17 protein-coding genes are annotated in these 16,542 nt (G+C 68.7%); 14 read left to right on the forward strand and 3 right to left on the reverse strand.

Annotated features, from left to right (window positions below; all coding sequences use genetic code 11):
* The 3 genes from ACO41U_RS07330 to ACO41U_RS07340 all read right to left on the reverse strand — a co-directional run.
* A partial coding sequence (locus ACO41U_RS07330; RefSeq protein ID WP_485942780.1) for an AAA family ATPase occupies positions 1-1,316 on the reverse strand: 1,316 nt, incomplete at its 3' end.
* A 25-nt stretch (positions 1,317-1,341) separates the two neighbouring features.
* Entirely contained in the window at positions 1,342-2,994 is a 1,653-nt protein-coding gene (locus tag ACO41U_RS07335) for a phosphoenolpyruvate carboxykinase (ATP) (protein WP_485942782.1), read from the reverse strand.
* 200 nt (positions 2,995-3,194) lie between these two features.
* Positions 3,195-4,091, reverse strand: a complete 897-nt coding sequence (locus ACO41U_RS07340; protein WP_485942784.1) for a 5'-nucleotidase, lipoprotein e(P4) family — start codon at positions 4,089-4,091, stop codon at positions 3,195-3,197.
* Positions 4,092-4,325: 234 nt separating this feature from the next.
* On the opposite strand from ACO41U_RS07340, the gene ACO41U_RS07345 reads away from it, so the two are divergent.
* From ACO41U_RS07345 to ACO41U_RS07410, 14 genes are all read left to right on the forward strand, one after another.
* Complete coding sequence (locus tag ACO41U_RS07345) at positions 4,326-4,817, forward strand: metal-dependent hydrolase (RefSeq protein WP_298777766.1); 492 nt, start codon at positions 4,326-4,328, stop codon at positions 4,815-4,817.
* A gap of 57 nt (positions 4,818-4,874) precedes the next feature.
* Positions 4,875-6,191, forward strand: coding sequence for an AmmeMemoRadiSam system protein A (gene amrA / locus ACO41U_RS07350; RefSeq protein WP_485942786.1), 1,317 nt, complete (start codon positions 4,875-4,877; stop codon positions 6,189-6,191).
* 58 nt (positions 6,192-6,249) lie between these two features.
* The gene (locus ACO41U_RS07355; RefSeq protein WP_485942788.1) at positions 6,250-7,602 is read left to right on the forward strand and encodes a UDP-glucose dehydrogenase family protein; all 1,353 of its coding nucleotides are present in this window, start codon (positions 6,250-6,252) and stop codon (positions 7,600-7,602) included.
* Positions 7,602-9,086 (forward strand): PfkB family carbohydrate kinase, encoded by a 1,485-nt coding sequence (locus ACO41U_RS07360; RefSeq protein WP_298777775.1) that lies wholly within the window; start codon positions 7,602-7,604, stop codon positions 9,084-9,086. The genes ACO41U_RS07355 and ACO41U_RS07360 overlap by 1 nt, the downstream gene beginning before the upstream one ends.
* Positions 9,087-9,300: 214 nt before the next feature.
* On the forward strand, positions 9,301-9,867 hold the full coding sequence (pyrR, locus tag ACO41U_RS07365; protein WP_485942790.1) for a bifunctional pyr operon transcriptional regulator/uracil phosphoribosyltransferase PyrR: 567 nt from the start codon (positions 9,301-9,303) through the stop codon (positions 9,865-9,867).
* A 1-nt stretch (position 9,868) separates the two neighbouring features.
* Positions 9,869-10,834, forward strand: coding sequence for an orotidine-5'-phosphate decarboxylase (gene pyrF / locus ACO41U_RS07370; protein WP_485942792.1), 966 nt, complete (start codon positions 9,869-9,871; stop codon positions 10,832-10,834).
* Between the two features lie 35 nt (positions 10,835-10,869).
* Entirely contained in the window at positions 10,870-11,454 is a 585-nt protein-coding gene (pyrE, locus tag ACO41U_RS07375; protein ID WP_485942794.1) for an orotate phosphoribosyltransferase, read from the forward strand.
* A 121-nt stretch (positions 11,455-11,575) separates the two neighbouring features.
* Complete coding sequence (gene lepB, locus ACO41U_RS07380) at positions 11,576-12,124, forward strand: signal peptidase I (RefSeq protein ID WP_298777785.1); 549 nt, start codon at positions 11,576-11,578, stop codon at positions 12,122-12,124.
* 1 nt (position 12,125) lies between these two features.
* Entirely contained in the window at positions 12,126-12,968 is an 843-nt protein-coding gene (locus ACO41U_RS07385; protein WP_485942796.1) for a YlqF/YawG family GTPase, read from the forward strand.
* Between the two features lie 7 nt (positions 12,969-12,975).
* The gene (locus ACO41U_RS07390) at positions 12,976-13,641 is read left to right on the forward strand and encodes a ribonuclease HII (RefSeq protein WP_485942798.1); all 666 of its coding nucleotides are present in this window, start codon (positions 12,976-12,978) and stop codon (positions 13,639-13,641) included.
* Positions 13,642-13,845: 204 nt separating this feature from the next.
* Positions 13,846-14,940 (forward strand): hypothetical protein, encoded by a 1,095-nt coding sequence (locus ACO41U_RS07395; protein WP_485942800.1) that lies wholly within the window; start codon positions 13,846-13,848, stop codon positions 14,938-14,940.
* The gene (locus ACO41U_RS07400; RefSeq protein ID WP_015556412.1) at positions 14,940-15,227 is read left to right on the forward strand and encodes an EscU/YscU/HrcU family type III secretion system export apparatus switch protein; all 288 of its coding nucleotides are present in this window, start codon (positions 14,940-14,942) and stop codon (positions 15,225-15,227) included. The genes ACO41U_RS07395 and ACO41U_RS07400 overlap by 1 nt, the downstream gene beginning before the upstream one ends.
* Positions 15,220-15,603 carry a YraN family protein gene (locus ACO41U_RS07405; protein ID WP_298777799.1) on the forward strand — a complete coding sequence of 128 codons (384 nt, stop codon included), beginning with the start codon at positions 15,220-15,222 and terminating at the stop codon, positions 15,601-15,603. Before ACO41U_RS07400 ends, ACO41U_RS07405 begins: the two co-directional genes overlap by 8 nt.
* Positions 15,600-16,542, forward strand: a 943-nt coding sequence (locus tag ACO41U_RS07410; protein ID WP_485942803.1) for an ATP-binding protein, incomplete at its 3' end; no start/stop codon positions are given. The genes ACO41U_RS07405 and ACO41U_RS07410, both read left to right, overlap by 4 nt.

The following is a 16,542-nucleotide window of genomic DNA, read 5'->3' on the forward strand; positions in this document are numbered from 1 at the left end:
CCCCGCAGGAGCATCAGGAACAGGGAGCGGTACAGGGACTCGTCCCGCCGCGTGAAGTCCTGGTAGGGGATGCCGGCCAGCGCGGTGTTGTACAGCTTGACCGCTCCCTCGATATCCCCGTCCTTCAGCGCACGCCAGAGATTGGAGCCAAGAGCCGTGAAGTCCTCCACGCGATAGACGTTATCCAGGTACAGGCGCGAGATCGAGTTCAGTACCTCGCGGTTGGGATAGTCCAGCGTCAGCTCCTGCTCCTCCGCGGATTCGATGGTCAGGTAGCCCGCCTGGTAGAGGAAGCTCTCCGGCTTGGCCCGCTCGATCTCCTGGCTGTCCGCGAAGTCGGCGGAAACGCTTTTGTGCCGATAGACCTCCGGGTCGTCGATCCCGTGGCTGCGCAGATAGGAGAGGATGAACGTAGGGGAGCCCGAGTGATACCAGTAGTTTTTGAACTCCCTGTCGGCCAGGAAGTTGAGGATGGAGAAGGGGTTGTAGAGGCGGGTTGTGCCGTCGAAGCAGAAGCCGTCGTAGTAGTCCTTCATCTGCATCAGGAGCTCCTGGCGGGAGAGGCGCATCTTGCCGGCCGCGTCGTCGAGCCAGTCCGCAAAGTCCCGCTCAAGCTCCTCCTGAGTGTAGCCCACGATGTCGCCAAACTCCTCCACCATGGAGATGTCCCGCAGGTTGTTCATGGCGGAGAAGACGCCGGTCCTGGTAAACCTGGAGATGCCGGTCAGCATGACGAAGCGGAGGTACTCGTCGTAGTCCTTCAGGTTAAGGTAGAGGGTCCGAAGATAACTCCTGAACGTTGCAGCCAAGTTCACGTTTCCGATGTTGTCCAGGATGGGTTTGTCGTACTCGTCGATGAGGACGACGATCGGCCCTCCGCGCTCAAAAAGTCCCTCAATGGCGTCTTTGAGGCCCCCCAGCGCGCCTTCGGTGTCCTTGCGGGGCATGGGCAGCTCGTACCTGCGGCCGAAGACCATCAGGTCGTTGTACAGGCTGACGTCGAAACGTTGAACGTCATCCGTAGGCCGTCCCTTTGCCATGCTGAGGCTCAGCACCGGCGTGGGGTGCCTAGCCTGTTCCGTGGCCCACGCCTCGGCGGCGAGGCCACGGAACAGTTCTAACTTGCCACTGAATAGGGCTTCGAGCGTCGAGAGGGTCAGGGACTTGCCGAACCGGCGCGGCCGGGAGAGGAAAACCCGATCCGAGTTGATCAACTGCAGCAGTCGAGCCGTCTTGTCCACGTAGAGGTGCCCCCGCGTCCGCAGCCGCTCAAAGCTCTGAATTCCGATGGGAAGCGTTTTTAAATTTTCGTTCATCGCTCCGATGGGGACGAACTCCGCCCTACCTCATCGCGGCGATGACCGCCTCGAGGGCCTCCTTCGCGTCCGAGGGCAGTTTGTCTACGCCGCCGCGCTCCGTTTCGCGGGCGATCACGAAGTTCAGCCGGTCCTGGAAGCGGGCCTTGAGCTGCTCGCGATAGGCGGCATCGTTCAGGTCGACCTTGAAGTCCGGCATGTCCAGCGTCTTGAGCCCCGGCAGGTCACCGAAGGGAACCCAGCGGGCCCTGCCCTCCACGATGGACTCGATGATGCCCAGCGTGTGCTCCTTCTTCACCTTGGTGCCCATGAAGTCGGCGGTGTTCAGGATATAGCAGTCCACTCCGTCGGCCAAGAGCGTCTTGAAGCGCTCGTAGTCCATGGAGAGCGGGTAGGTGCGGAAGGGGTTGGCGTAGGGCTCGCACACCAGGGCGTTGGGGTCCACGCCGGGGGCCAGGCGTTCCGCGCTGGTGCGCTTGGTGGCCAGGGTCGCGCCCAGCACCGCGCCGAGGGACGGGCCCTCCAGCTTCAGCACGGGGGGGATCGTCGGGTCGCGCATGAGCCAGAAGATGGCGTTCAGCGGCTCGTCGATGCGATCCACGCGGTTGGGGGACCAGAGGCGGGACTTGACGGAACGGCCGTTGCCGTTGCGCATGTCCTCCGTCACGGCGACCTTCCGGCCGTCCCTGGTGACGGTGGCGCCGCAGTTCTGGATCGTCAGGAGGTACTTGTTGTCCTCGCAGCCGATGGGGTAGTCCGCCAGCTTGTCGAAGTAGGTGGGCTCCATGGCGATGGCGTACTTGTCCTTGATGTTGACGATGAAGGCGTCGTCGTGCAGCACCATGATGTCGTACCTGCCGTCGTGTTTGGCGTGGGTGATGGTGGACTTGCCGGAGCCCGACAGGCCGAAGGCCGCCATGACGAACTTCCTTCCGTCCTTCATCGTGTAGCGCTTCAGGCCGCCGTGGCAGGCCGCGTAGCCGTTGCGGGCGGCGATGCCCCAGGCCAGGGTCAGGGTCCCCTTCTTCAGCTCGCCGAAGTAGCGCAGGCCCAGCACCGCGGCGCAGTTCTCCTCCGGGGAGAAGAACGCCAGCCCCAGCGGGAAGTCCGGGTGCGACCAGTCGGGATCGGCGAAGAAGAAGATGTCGCCGTCGGTGTCCGAGATCCTTCGGGAGGCCGCGTAGCGTGGCCTGTACCTCTCGTTGTCGTACTGAAAGTTGATCATCCAGTTGTAGAGGTTGTTCTCGTAGCCCTCCGGCAGGAGCAGGTGGGCCTTCACCATGAAGTCCTCGTCCAGCCCCACGTAGGCGTCCGCCTGGTACATCCTGCGGTAGCGCGTGTTGAAGATGGCCTCGCGCACCACGGTGCAGAGGGCCTTGGCGTCCACGCCGGGCCAGCCCACGATGCGGCGCGCCGCCGCCGTGCGGCCGAAGATTGCGCCGTCGTTGAACAGCAGGACGTTTGCGTCCTGGGGCAGCTCCTGCTCCGTGGGGTGGTAGACGGGCATCCCCGTCAGCTCGACCGTGCCCGGGCTGTCCTTCGCCAGGTTGTAGGCCTCCTTCAGGTCCAGCACCCGGTGGACGTTGTTGCCGTAGAACACGGCCTCCACCGTCGGGCGGACCTGAGTCTTGTTCACCTTTTTAAAGTTCTCCTCGTCGTAAGCGCCGATCGTCGCCATCGTTAAACCCCCACTCCTTTTTTGTGTATCGCGCCGCCCTGTCCTCGCGCGGCGGCCCTTTTTTGAACGCCGAAAGCCCTCACGCCATTATAGCCCGATTGCCCCGCGCCTGGGGCGTGTCGTCAATTGAGCCATCCTGCAATGACAACGAAACAAACGAAGCCAGGACTTTCAAAATGTCGGTCAATCGATGGGGACCGTCAACGGTTGGTCAGTGCATCTTTGCGCTCCCTGTTCCGGTCCGCGGGGGAGGAGGAGGCGGTGCCGAGGGCCCGTTCCCACTCGATGCCGGCCGGGTTGGGGATCAGGATGAAGGAGGTCCCGAAGCGCTCACTCTCCCGGTCCACGGCTCTGCGGCACTCTGCGGCCGGCTTGCCCTCCAGGTCCAGGGGCAGGTCATCGACGCTGTCCCCCAAGTAGAGGACGACGTCGTACTCCTCAGCGACCTTTGCGAAGCGGGGCATCTTGTTGAGGGGCTCCGCTCCGCCGGCGCGGGCCAGCAGGCGGTCCTCCACGGCCTGGGGGAGCCCCAGGGCCTGAAGCTCCTTCAGGGCCTCTCCGGTCTGCTCCTGCGTTTCAAGGGGACGGTTCGTCGCGTAGAAGATCGCCACGCCCAACTCGTCCGCGGCCTTCAGAAGGTCCAGGGCGCCGGGGAGGAGGTCCTCCGAGGCGAGGTTGTCCCAGTCCTCCGTCCCGTCAAAGAGCTTCCCTTCCCTGAGGCGGTCCGCCATGGCACGGCTGCGGTCGAGGATCGCCCCCGGACAGTCCACGACGATGGCCAGGGGGCTGTCCTCCCTCCGGCGGCTGACGAAGGCCCATCGGATGCGCTCCAGCGCAGCGTTGTAGGCCTGATGGCACAGCGCGCGGTACTCGGCGGAGGTCCTCATCCAGAGGACGGCCGTGAGGGACTGGTCGGCGACCTCGCGCTCCGAGATGGCAGGGGCCGGAGCGGGAGTGGTTTCGAGCGGTTTGTACGCGTCGGTCTGGGGCGTTGGGGCCTGCGTTTTGGCCCGGATAACGAGCAGGATTGCGATGAGGGCGACGACTCCCCACCACGCGAGGGTCCTCAGGTACTTCCTGTCTTCCATAAGCTTCATGGTAAGGTCCTCCTTAAGTATAAAAATGCTGCCTTGCTGGACTGCGGTGTGGTATAACTATACCACGAGGAGGAAATTTTGGAGCGGCCTGCTGTGGTGAGGCGGCGCGGAGGTACGGACCCGGCGCGGCGGCTCAGGCCGGCCGGTGCGGAAGGGAGGCAGCGGGCGAACGCCGCCCGCGTTTTGAATGTGCCTTTGGACACGGAAGCGATTGAGTCGGACGGTGGCCCCCCTGTGACGGGTCACGGACACCGCATCGTGAACTTCACGCTGGTGGGAGCCGTCACCTGCTCCCTGCCGGCGGCCCTCTGCGCCCTTCTGGGCGCCGCCTTCCCGGACTCCAGCGAGTGGCTGCTGTGGGGGCGGAACAGGAACCGCTGGCACCGCAGGCTCACGCACTGGTTCGTCCCATGGCTCGCGCTCTCCCTCCTGTGTCTGGACCGCGCGGGGTGGCGGACGCCGACCCTTGCGGGCCTGGCGGAAGGGTCGGCGGGGGACCTGTGGGCCTGCGCCGGATTCTGGCTGTTGGGGGGCCTGCTGCACATCGCGCTGGACGCCTGCTGCGGCAAGGTGCCCCTTCTCCTGCCCTGGCGGAGGACCTTTGGAGCGCACCTCTTCAGGACCTCGCCCAGGCCGGGGGAACTCAGTCCGGGGGAGATGGCCGTCACGTTCTTCCTGTCGGCCACGGCTCTGGGAGCCTGGGCTGCACGGGCAGGACTCCTCTAAGCGGAGCCGCGCGACCCGCCGCCAGCTCTCATTTTAAAAGGTCAGGAGGTCTTTCTCATGCCGTGGATATGGTCGGTCCTCATGCCGCATCCCCCGATCCTCGTTCCGGAGGTGGGGCGGGGCAGAGAGGCGGAGGCGGCGGAAACGCTCGCCGGTCTTGACCGGGTGGCGGAGGCGGTGCGGGGTCGGGAGCCGGAGGTCCTGCTGGTCCTCTCCCCACATCATCCCTGCACGCCTGGCTCTCTGGGCTTCAACGCGGCCCCGGAGTCCGAGGGGTCCTTTGCGGCCTTCGGGGCCCCGAAGGTGCGGGTGGACTTTCGCACCCGCGCGGAAGACCGGGAAGCGCTTGGGCGCTTTTTGATGCCCCATGGCATCCCGGTTTCCCATCAGGCCTCGCCCGACCTCTCGTCGGATCAGGGGACCCTGGTCCCGCTCTACTTCCTGCGCCGCGCCTGGGGGGCCCTGCCGGCGACGCTGACGGCCTCGCCGGTGGGGCTCTCGCCGCGCGGAGCCTTCGATCTGGGGCAGGCCCTGGCGGACTTCGACGACGGGCGGACCTGGGCGCTGCTGGCCAGCGGCGACCTGTCTCACCGCCTGACCCCCTCCGCCCCCGCAGGCTACGCCCCGGAGGCGGGGCGCGCCTTCGACGACGCGGTGCTCGAGGCCCTGCGGCAGGGCTCCGCGGCGCCGATCTTCGCCCTCGGCCTCAAGACGATCAACGAGGCTGGCCAGTGCGGGCTGTGGTCCGTCCTGACGATGCTGGGGCTCATGGAAGCCCTGGGTGGCGCGGCAAAGGTGCTCTCCTACGAGGGCCCCTTCGGCGTGGGCTACTGCACCGCGGTGTGGGACGCTCCGGCCCCCGCCCCCGTCCGCCTGGCGCGGGAAACGGTGACGCGCCTCCTCTCCGGCAGGCCCCTGCCGGAGCGGGGCGGCGACGTGTGCGCTTCGCCGCTGTGGGAGCGGACTGCAGCGTGCTTCGTGTCCATCAAGACGAAGCAGGGCGCCCTCCGCGGCTGCATCGGGACCCTCGCGCCGTCGCAGGGGACGCTGGATCGCGAGATCATCGAGAACGCCGTGGCGGCCGCGACGCGGGACCCGCGCGTCCCTCCCATGACGGCGGAGGAGCTGGAGGGCGTCCGCCTGTCGGTGGACGTGCTGTCGGACCCGGAGCCCGTCGAGGGGGTGGAGCAGCTGGACCCCAAGCTCTGGGGCGTCATTGTGTCGAAGGGCTGGCAGCGCGGCGTTCTGCTGCCGGACCTGGAGGGCGTGGACACCGCGGAGCAGCAGGTGGAGATCGCGGCCCGAAAGGCCGGCCTCAGCAGCCTGGAGGGCGTCGCGCTCCAGCGCTTCAGCGTGACGCGGTATCGGGAGTAGGGCGCGGCGGTGGGCCGCCTCCCGGTTTTGTCATAACAACTGGAAATGGGGTCGTCAGATGAAGCTTGCGGTGATCGGCACCGGGTACGTGGGCCTTGTGACGGGGACCTGCCTCGCCCGATACGGCAATACGGTGGTGTGCGTGGATACGAACGGGGAGCGCGTGGCGACGCTTCGCGGCGGACGGGTCCCCTTCTACGAGCCGGGGCTGGACGAGATGATGGCGCGCAACGCCGCCGAGGGGCGCCTCTCCTTCACGACGGAGGCGGCGGAGGCCCTGGAGGGGGCCGACGTCTGCTTCATCACGGTGGGGACGCCTTCGGCCCCGGACGGCAGCGCGGACCTCTCCTTCGTCGAGGGGGCGGCCCGCAGCATCGGGCGCGGCATGTCGGGGGACCTGCTGGCCGTGGTGAAGTCCACCGTCCCCGTGGGGACGAACGCCCGCGTCCGGGACTGGATTCGTGAGGAGCTCAACGCGCGGGGGGCCCGGCACGCGCTGGGCATGGCCTCGAACCCGGAGTTCCTGCGGGAGGGGGCGGCGCTCCGGGACTTCGTGGAGCCGGACCGCGTGGTCCTCGGCGCGGACTCGCCGGAGGCCGCGGAAACCCTGAGGCGCATCTACTCCTTCCTGGAGCCCGCAAAGCTGCTCTTCATGGACATCGCCTCGGCGGAGATGGCGAAGTACGCGGCCAACGCCATGCTGGCGGCCCGCATCTCCTTCATGAACGAGATGGCCTGCATCTGCAGCCGCGTGGGAGCGGACGTGGAGAGTGTGCGCCAGGCCATGGGGCGGGACGACCGCATCGGCGCGAAGTTCCTGCGGGCGGGCTGCGGCTACGGCGGCTCCTGCTTCCCCAAGGACGTGCGGGCGCTTCGGGACTTCGCCCGGGCGACGGGCTACGAGCCGAACCTGCTGACGGCGGTGGACGAGGTGAACACGCGGGCCAAGGGACTTCTGCTGGAAGAGCTCCGGGGGCGCCTGGGGGACCTGTCGGGCCGCGTGATCGCTCTGTGGGGCCTGGCCTTCAAGCCCAAGACCTCCGACACCCGCGAGGCGCCGGCTCAGGTCCTGATCCACGGCCTCCTGGCCGCCGGGGCTTCCGTCAGGGCCAGCGACCCCCGCGCCATCGAGGAAACGCGCGCGGCGCTGGGGGACCTGCCCAACGTGACCTACGTCGCAGACCCCTACGAGACGGCGCGGGGCGCGGATGCCCTGGCCGTGGTCACGGAGTGGGACATCTACCGCCAGCCGGACTTCGCCCGGCTCCGGTCGTTCCTGCGCACGCCGATCATCGTCGATGGGCGCAACGTCTACTCCCGCGAGGAGATGGCGCGGGCCGGCTTCGACTACCTCTCCGTCGGACGTCCGCCCGTCCTGGCCGCCTCCGGCCCAGTGGGGAGGGCGCTCTAGTGTCCGCGCCGTTCCAGCCCCAGCGCGCGTTGGGTGAGTTCCTGCGCAGCGGCAGGGCGGCGGAAACCTCCGTGGCCGTCCTGGGCGACATCGTCCTGGACCGATACCTCACGGGGTCCACCCGCCGCGTGTCCCGCGAGGCCCCCATCCCCGTCGTGGTGTGCGACACGCGGGCCGCCGCCGACAACCTGGGGGGCGCGGGGAACGTGGCGGCGAACCTCCGGGGGATTGGATGCCGCGTCTGGCTTGCGGGCATGGTGGGCGACGACGCCTTCGGCCAGAAGGTGAGGGGGCACGTGCAGTCCTTCAGGATCGAGCCCCGGCTCTGGCCGCGCCGGACCCCCACCCTGGTGAAGACCCGGCTGATCTGCGGCGGGCAGCAGCTGGCCCGATTCGACTTCGAGGACGTGGAGCCCCTGCCCCCAGAGGGCGTGGAGAACGCGCTGGACTTCCTGAACAAGGCCATCGACGGCGGCGTACGCACGGTGATCCTGTCCGACTACGGCCTGGGGTACTGCACTCCGGAGCTGTGCCAGGGCGTCATCTCCATGGCGGCCCGGCGGGGCGCTCACGTGCTGGTGGACCCCCGCGGCGTGGATTGGTCCAAGTACCGCGGCGCGGCACTGGCCACGCCGAATCTGGGGGAGCTGAGCGCCACCTGGGGACGCCACGTCCGCAACGATCCGAAGACGGTGGCGGAGGTCGGCGAGAAGGTCCGCCGGAAGAACGGCCTGAAATGGCTCCTGGTGACGCGGTCCTCCCGCGGCATGACGCTCCTGGGGCCGGAGGCCGTCCGCCACATCCGGGCCCATCCGGTGGAGGTCTTCGACGTCAGCGGCGCTGGGGACACCGTCATCGCCATGCTGGCTGCCCTCAACGCTGCGGGCTTTGACGCGGAGCGGGCCTCCAGCATGGCCAACGAGGCCGCGCAGTTCGTCATCACGCGGTCGGGGACCTACGCCTTCACCGCCAGGGACTACCTGGAGGCCTATCGGTCGCGGACGCCCTACCTCTTCAGCCCCGTTGCGGAAACGGACGCGGCCGTCCGGCAGGTGCGGGCCTGGCAGTCGGCGGGGCAGCGCGTCATCTTCACAAACGGCTGTTTCGACGTGCTGCACGCAGGGCACCTGGACAGCCTGCGCCGGGCCCGGCTCCTGGGGGACAGGCTGGTGGTGGGGCTGAACAGCGACCGGTCCGTTCGCGCGCTGAAGGGGCCAAGCCGCCCGGTGAACCCGCAGGACCTGCGGGCGGAGCTCCTAGCCGCCCTGAGGCCCGTGGACATGGTGGTGATCTTCGACGAGGACACGCCCCGGGAGCTCCTGTCGCGCCTGCGGCCCGACGTACTGGCCAAGGGCGGGGACTACCGCGCCGAGGAGCTGCCCGGCCGCGAGTTCGTGGACGAGGTGGTCATCCTGCCGCTTCTCGAGGGACATTCCACGACGCGCATCCTGAACCACGGAAGGGAGGGCGGCGCGGAGGCTTGAGGCCTTGCCTGCTGGAGCCCTGTCGTGATAGAATGAACTCCGCAGTGAGCTTTTACGAAATAGTTGCACGCGTCCTTTAAGTTCAGTCCCGAGAGGCTGAGAAGGCGGCGGTGCGGCGGTTGTTCCGTGCGTATTGGGAATGGTCGTGCCCTGTCGTCTTGGACGGCGGGGCATTTTTTGTGCCCGCTGCCGACATTCAAAAAAGGAGGCCGTCATGAGGGAGAAGGCGCGCATCATGGACGCTCAGGCGATGAGCCGGGCGATTCGGCGCATCGCCTACGAGATCGTCGAGCGAAACCGGGGGACGGAGAACGTCGTCCTGGTGGGGATCCACCGGCGGGGGGTCCCGCTGGCGCTCGAGATCGCGGACTGCATCAACGCGGCGGAGGGCGCGGAGGTCCCCGTGGGGAACCTGGACGTGGCCTCCTACCGCGACGACCGGGCCCCCGCCGCGGAGAGAGCCGCCGGCGACGGGCAAGGCGTCCCCTTCAGTGCCACGGACCGCGACGTCGTCCTGGTCGACGACGTGCTCTTCACGGGGCGCACGGCGCGGGCGGCCATGGAGGCCCTGATGGTGTCGGGCAGGCCCCGCAGCATCCAGTTGGCGGTCCTGGTGGACCGGGGTCATCGGGAGCTGCCCATCCGGGCGGACTTCGTGGGGAAGAACGTCCCCACGTCCCGGAGCGAGCGGATCGCCGTCCGACTTCCGGAGTTCGACGGCGAGAGGGGCGTCGTCCTGATGGACGCAGGTACGGCGGATTCGGAAGGAGAGGTGCGTTGAGATGTCGAGATTGACGCTGCGAGGCGGAGGGCCAGCCCCGTGCCGGGCGGCGCAGGGAACGGCCGGAGGGGGAACGGGGCGGACCTTTCAGGTGGACCGCCTTATCCGCGCCATCGAGGAGAAGGGGAACCCCACCGCCCTTGGACTGGACACGCGGCTGGAGTACCTGCCCCCGGCCTTCGCCCGTCCCTACCTGGAGGCGGACGGGGCGGCCTCCGCGGTACGGGCCTTCAACTTCGCCCTCCTGGAGGCCCTGCGCGACCTCATCCCCTGCGTCAAGGTCCAGGCGGCGTACTACGAGCTGATGGGGGCGTCGGGCGTGGCCTGCATGGAGGAGACCCTGGCGGAGGCCCGTCGCCTCGGGTACGTCGTCATCCTGGACGCGAAGCGCGGGGACATCGGCGCCACGGCCGCTGCCTACTCGGAGGCCTACCTGGCGGAGGGCGCCCCCGCGCCGGTGGACTTCCTCACCGTGAACCCCTACTTCGGCACGGACGGCGTGCAACCCTTCCTGGAGGACTGCGGACGGAGCGGCCGGGGCCTCTTCGTCCTGGTCAAGACGTCGAACCCCTCGTCGGGGGAGTTTCAGGACGTCAGGATGGAGGACGGCCAGCCGCTCTTCCTTCGGGTGGGGAGGAGCACGGCCCGATGGGGTGAGGACCTGATGGGAGAGATGGGCTACAGCGCAGTCGGTGCGGTGGTGGGCGCGACGTATCCGGAGCAGGGCGCGATGCTGCGGCGGGAGATGCCCCACACCTTCTTCCTGCTTCCGGGCTACGGGGCCCAGGGGGCAACGGGCCGGTCCCTGGCGGGCTGCTTCGACAGCCAGGGTCGTGGCGCGGTGGTGAACGCTTCGCGCAGCCTGATCTGTGCCCACAAGAAGGCGGGCACGGAGGACTTCGTCTCCGCCGCCAGGGAGGAGGCCCTCAGGATGCGGGAGGACCTTCGGCAGGCCCTGCGGGGCTGAGCTGGACGAAAACTTACCCAAGGAGGTCGTTTTTCATGGAAAAAACTCAGGAGTTGGCGATGGAGATCTTGACGCGCCTCGGCGCGCTGAAGCGCGGACACTTCCGCCTGACGTCCGGGCTGCACAGCGACTGCTACATGCAGTGCGCGGTGCTCTTCGAGCACCCGAAGGAGAGCGAAAGGCTGTGCCGCGCGCTGGCGGAGGACTTTGCGGGGCAGAGGATCGACCTGGTGGCGTCGCCGGCCGTCGGGGGCGTCATCATGGGCTACGAGATGGCGCGGGCCCTCTCCGTTCGGAACGTCTTCGCGGAGCGTGAGGACGGAAGGATGACCCTCCGCCGCGGCTTCCGCGTGGAGCCGGGAGAGCGCGCGCTGGTGGTGGAGGACGTCGTGACCACCGGCGGCTCCGTTCGGGAGGTCATCGAGCTCCTGCGCGGAGCGGGCGCCGAGGTGGTGGGCGTGGGGTCCGTGGTGGACCGGTCAGGCGGCAGGGTGGACTTCGGTGTCCCCTTCCATGCCCTGATGACCATGGAGGCGTCCGCCTGGCGGGAGGAGGAGTGTCCCCTCTGCAAGAAGGGAGAGCCCATCGTCAAGCCGGGGAGCCGGCAGCTCAAGAAGTAGCGGCCTCCGCCGCGGCCCGCCCTCCCGACCCGCCTTTTTCAGATTGTTTTTCCGATGGGTTAGCGTTATATTATCCCCAGCAGGTTCCCGATGGACATCCGGGAACGGGAACGGAGGACGTATGGAGTTGGCAGCAGAAGCAGCGAAGCCCTGGTGGCGAGAAACCATTGAAACCATCGTCTGGGCGTTTGTCCTGGCGATGATCATCCGCACGTTTGTCGTGCAGGCCTTTTGGATCCCCAGCGGGTCCATGATCCCCACGCTTGAGATCGGGGACCGCGTCCTGGTGGCGAAGTTCTGGAACTGGTTCTTCGAGCCGTCCCGCGGGTCCATCTACGTGTTCACCTATCCGAAGGACCGGGATCGGGACTTCGTGAAGCGCATCATCGGCCTTCCGGGGGACACGGTGGACATCCGGGACGGCGTCGTCTTCGTCAACGGACACCCCACGGAGGAGCCCTACGTCGTGAACCATGACGCCTACAGCATCCGGACCGGAGAATTCTTCCAGCGCCCCTTCACGGTACCGCAGGACAGCTACTTCGTCATGGGGGACAACCGCCCCAACTCCCAGGACAGCCGCTTCTGGGGTTTCGTTCGGAGGTCGGACCTCCACGGCCCGGCCTTCTTCCGCTACTGGCCCCTGACCCGCCTCGGCATCCCCCGCTGACGTGGCCCGAACGGTCTGGTATCCGGGCCACATGGCCCGGGGCGGTCGGAAGCTCGCCGAAATTGTCGAAAAGCTGGACCTTATCCTTGAGGTGCGCGACGCCCGTGCACCTTTTTCCACGTCCGCACCCATCGCCAGCACCTTTTCGCGCCTGAGGCCCGTCCTGCTGGTCCTCGCCAAACGGGACCTGGCGGACCCGGAACGCACGGGCGTCTGGCTCGAAGCGCTGGGGCCGGACGCCCGTGCGCTGGACCTCCGAAGGAAGGAGGGCCTCGCCTCCCTGCGGAAGGCCCTCTCCGCGCGCCGTCCCCCACACCGTGAGCTCCGCGTGGCCGTCATGGGCATTCCCAACGTGGGCAAGTCCATGTTGCTCAACGCGCTGGTGGGCAAGGCTCAGGCCCACGTCGGCGGCATCCCCGGAGTGACGCGGTCCGTCAGCTGGTATCGGAATGGGGACCTGCTGGTGGTGGACTCTCCCGGCATTCTGGACCCCCACGCGGAGCCGGGCGTGCATCAGGTCCTGTCCTGGCTGGGCTGCGCCCGGGCCGAGGTCCTGGGAGGCTTCGAGGCGGCGGCGCTGCAGTTCGTCCGCTTCCTGCGGAGCCGAGGGCTGTTCGAGGTCGTGCTGGGAAAGTGGGAGGTTCGGGAGCTGGACGTGGACGAAACGCCGGAGGAAACTCTCGCGCGCATTGGACGCCGGCTGGGGTGCCTCGCGCCCGGCGGATCGGTCAATATGGAGTTGGCGGCCCGTCGCCTCATGGAGGCCTTCTCCTCCGGCAGGCTGGGGCCGGCGACGCTTGAGCTGCCCGGCGACCCCATTGGCCTTTCGGGAACGGATGATTGACCTCGCCTTGCCCCGTCACGCCGACCGGGAGCAGGTGCGCCGCCTGATCGGAGCGCTTCGGGCCCGCGGCCCGGTGGTGGGCACGGACGAGGTGGGGCGCGGCCCACTGGCGGGGCCGGTGGTGGCCGCCGCCGTCCTCCTGACGGAGGAGCAGGAGCTGGCCCTCCTGAAGCTGGGGCTGAGGGATTCAAAGCGCATGGCCCCACGCGCCAGGGAGCGGGTCTTCGCCGCCATGCAGGCGATGGGCGCGGCCTGGGCGGCTCAGGCGGGGAGCGTGGCCCGCATCGAGCGGGAGAACATCCGGTGTACCTCCCTCTGGGCCATGGGCCGCAGCGTGGCCCGCCTATGCGCGGCGAAGGGCTTCGAGCCGGTCTGCGTCGTGGTGGACGGCCCGGCCTTCGTCCCCGGCCTCGAGGCGGAGCAGTGGCCCCTGGTGACGGCGGACGCGCTGGCGCCGGTAGTTTCGGCGGCCTCGGTGGCAGCCAAGGTGCTGCGGGACCGCGTCATGACGAGGCTGGACGCCCTCTACCCCGGCTACGGGCTGGCGCAGCACAAGGGCTATCCCACGGCGGCGCACCGCGAGGCCGTCCGCCGCCTGGGGCCGTCGCCGGTGCATCGGCGCTCCTTCTGCCGGAAGTGCCTCCCGGAGCCGGAGGCGCGGCTGTGGGTATAAAATTGAGCCCTTTTAAGCCGAGAGTGCCGCTGTGTTGGCCTGTACCCTTGTTTGGCGAACAGCCAAAGGGGGCATGCTAGGGAGAGGAAGGCTCTGGTCAGGGGCGCACGCCCTTGGTAAGACCGCCCTCAGAGAAGCAGGAGATCAGCGCTAAAGATATCGATGAGTGGATTCAGGTAGGTCTGACGGAGCGGAGGAAACCGTATGCCCCCGGTAAACAACCTCATCAACCAGAACCTGACGGACCCGAGCCGGACGAGCGCGGGTCAGATCGCGGTTGGACAACAGGCCGAAGCCCTTCAGGGGACGCCGCCTCGGGCCCCTGGCCTTCGCACGGGGACCGTGGTCACCGGCAGGGTGCTGGCGGGGAACTCGGACGGGACGTATGCCGTGCGGATCGACGGCCAGGGCGCCAACCCGCCCCTTGAACTGCGCGCCAGGGCGACCCTGACCCTCGTCCCCGGCGAGCGGTTCACCGCCCTGTGGGACGCATCGGGGGGCGGCGTGCCGGTGTTGCGCCTCTCGAAGGAGGAACTGTCGTTCCTGGCCCAGGTCCCCCAACGGGACCGGGGGCTGGCGACGGCGCTCCTTTCACGGGAGATGCCCCTTTCGGGGGAGGTCCTGGCCGTCATCCGCGACGCCTGGCGCCGCATGGGGTCCGACGAGGGACAGATCGCGCCCCTCGTCGAGCTGTGGGCGCGGGGAGCGGTGCTGTCCGCGGAGAACGTGTCCCTGCTGGCGGGCTACACGGCGCTGGACGGGGCGGCGGCCTCGGAGATATGGAGCCGCATCCGTCGGGAGCTGAAGGAGCGAACCAAGAAGGGGCAGGACCCTTTAGAAGCCCTCCGCGAGATGAAGGAGGGCAATGGGGAGAAGGCGCGTTTTTTGCAGGCGCATTCCCTCTTGATGCGGCTCCCACGAAAGGACGTGAACCCCATGCTGCTGGCCGCGCCCTTCTGGCCCCTGCCGGAGGCCACGGGCGGCATGACCGCGCGCGTCTTCGTCGGGCGCTCGGCGGAGGAGGATGGGCAGCGCTACTGGCAGGCGGGCTTCGGCCTGACGGGGTCGGCCCTCGGCGCGGTGGCGGGCGTTGCGGAAACGGACGGGCGCGGCTGTAACGTCCTCCTGACCGCCGAAAGCGCGGCGGCCTGCGGCCTGTTGGAGGCCCGCAGGGGCGAGCTGCGACAGGAGCTGGCGGGCGCAGCCCTGGCAGTACGATTCATCGGCATCTCCCGTGGCGCGCCGCAGGAGCTGCGGGAGCGCCTGCTGGCCGGACGGGGATTGGACGTGACCGTGTGATGGCGGAAGCGAAGCGGGATCAGGCCGTCGCGCTGAAATACGATCGGGAAACGATGAACGCGCCCACGGTGACGGCCAGGGGCGAGGGCTTCATTGCGCGGAAGATCGTGGAGCGCGCCCTCGAGGCGGACGTCCCCGTCCTGGAGGACGCGGCCCTCGTTTCCGCGCTCCTGTCGCTGGAGCTGGGGGAGGAGATTCCGGCGGAGCTCTACACGGTGGTGGCGCGAGTGCTGACCTGGGTCTACCGGGTGGACCGCGAGGCCGCCGGCGGAGGGCGCGATGAGTAGCGCCGGGGACCTGGGCCGCCTGGCCGAGGGGTGGGCCGCGGACTACGTTCGCTCCCTGGGCTGGCGCGTGCTGGGCCGCAACGTGACGAACCACTGCGGCGAGCTGGACGTGGTGGCGCTGGACGAGGCGGAGCGCGAGCTGGTGATCGTCGAGGTGCGGTGCCGCACGCTGGGCAAGGTGCAGGCACCCCTCGACTCCGTGGGGCCGCGAAAGCTGCATGCGCTGATCCGCGCGGGCCGGACCCTGGCGGACGAGATGGGCTGGGACGGCCCCTGGCGCATCGACCTGATTGGCGTCACGGCGGGTCGGGGCTCCGAGGGCTGGAAGCTGGAGCACGTCCGGGACGTGACGCGCGGGATGGAGTTTTCGTCGTGAGCGGGATCCTGGGTGCGACGCTGAAGGGGATGGAGGCCCTGCCCGTCGAGGTGGAGGTCGAGATCACGGGCGGGCTGTTCGCCATCTCCATCGTCGGGATGCCGGACGTCGCGGTGCGGGAGTCGAAGGAACGGGTGCGGGCCGCGCTGCGGTCCCTGGGGCTGAGGCTGAAGGGGCGCATTTCCGTGAACCTCGCGCCGGCGGACGTCCCGAAGGAGGGGGCGCTCCTGGACCTGCCCATCGCCCTCGGCATGATGACCGCTTCGGGCCTCCTGGGGGACCTGCCGCGGGCCGTCTACATGGGGGAGCTGGCGCTGGACGGCCGCCTCCGGCGGGTGCGGGGGGCCGTACCAGCGGCATTCCTGGCGCGGAGCCTCGGCGTGCCCATCTACGTCCCGCGCGAGAACGCCGGCGAGGTGGCGCTGGTGCGGGGCGTGAAGGCCTTCTGCGCGGAAACGCTGGCGGAGCTGACGGCCTGCCTGCGGGGCGAAGCGGAGCCGTCGCCCGTGCCTGGGGCGGAGGTCCCGGACCTGCCGGAGACGGCGGACCCGGACTTCGCCGACATCAAGGGGCAGGCGGCGGCGCGGCGCGCGGCGGAGATCGCGGCGGCGGGGCACCACAACCTCCTCCTGGTGGGGTCGCCGGGCAGCGGCAAGACGCTGATCGCACGGGCCCTGGCAGGCATCCTGCCCCCGCTGACGGACGAGGAGCTGGTGGAAACGCTCCTGGTGCGCAGCACCCTCGGCATCTCCGAGGCGCCGGGGCGGGCGCGGCCCTTCCGTACGGTACACTTCAGCGCCAGCACGGTTTCCATCTGCGGGGGCGGCGCTTCCCTGAGGCCGGGCGAGGTGTCCCTGGCCCATCGGGGTGTCCTGTTCCTGGATGAGTACACGGAGTTTCGGCGGGACCTGACGGAGAGCCTGCGGGCGCCCATCGAGG

The organism is Fretibacterium sp. (assembly GCF_057312375.1).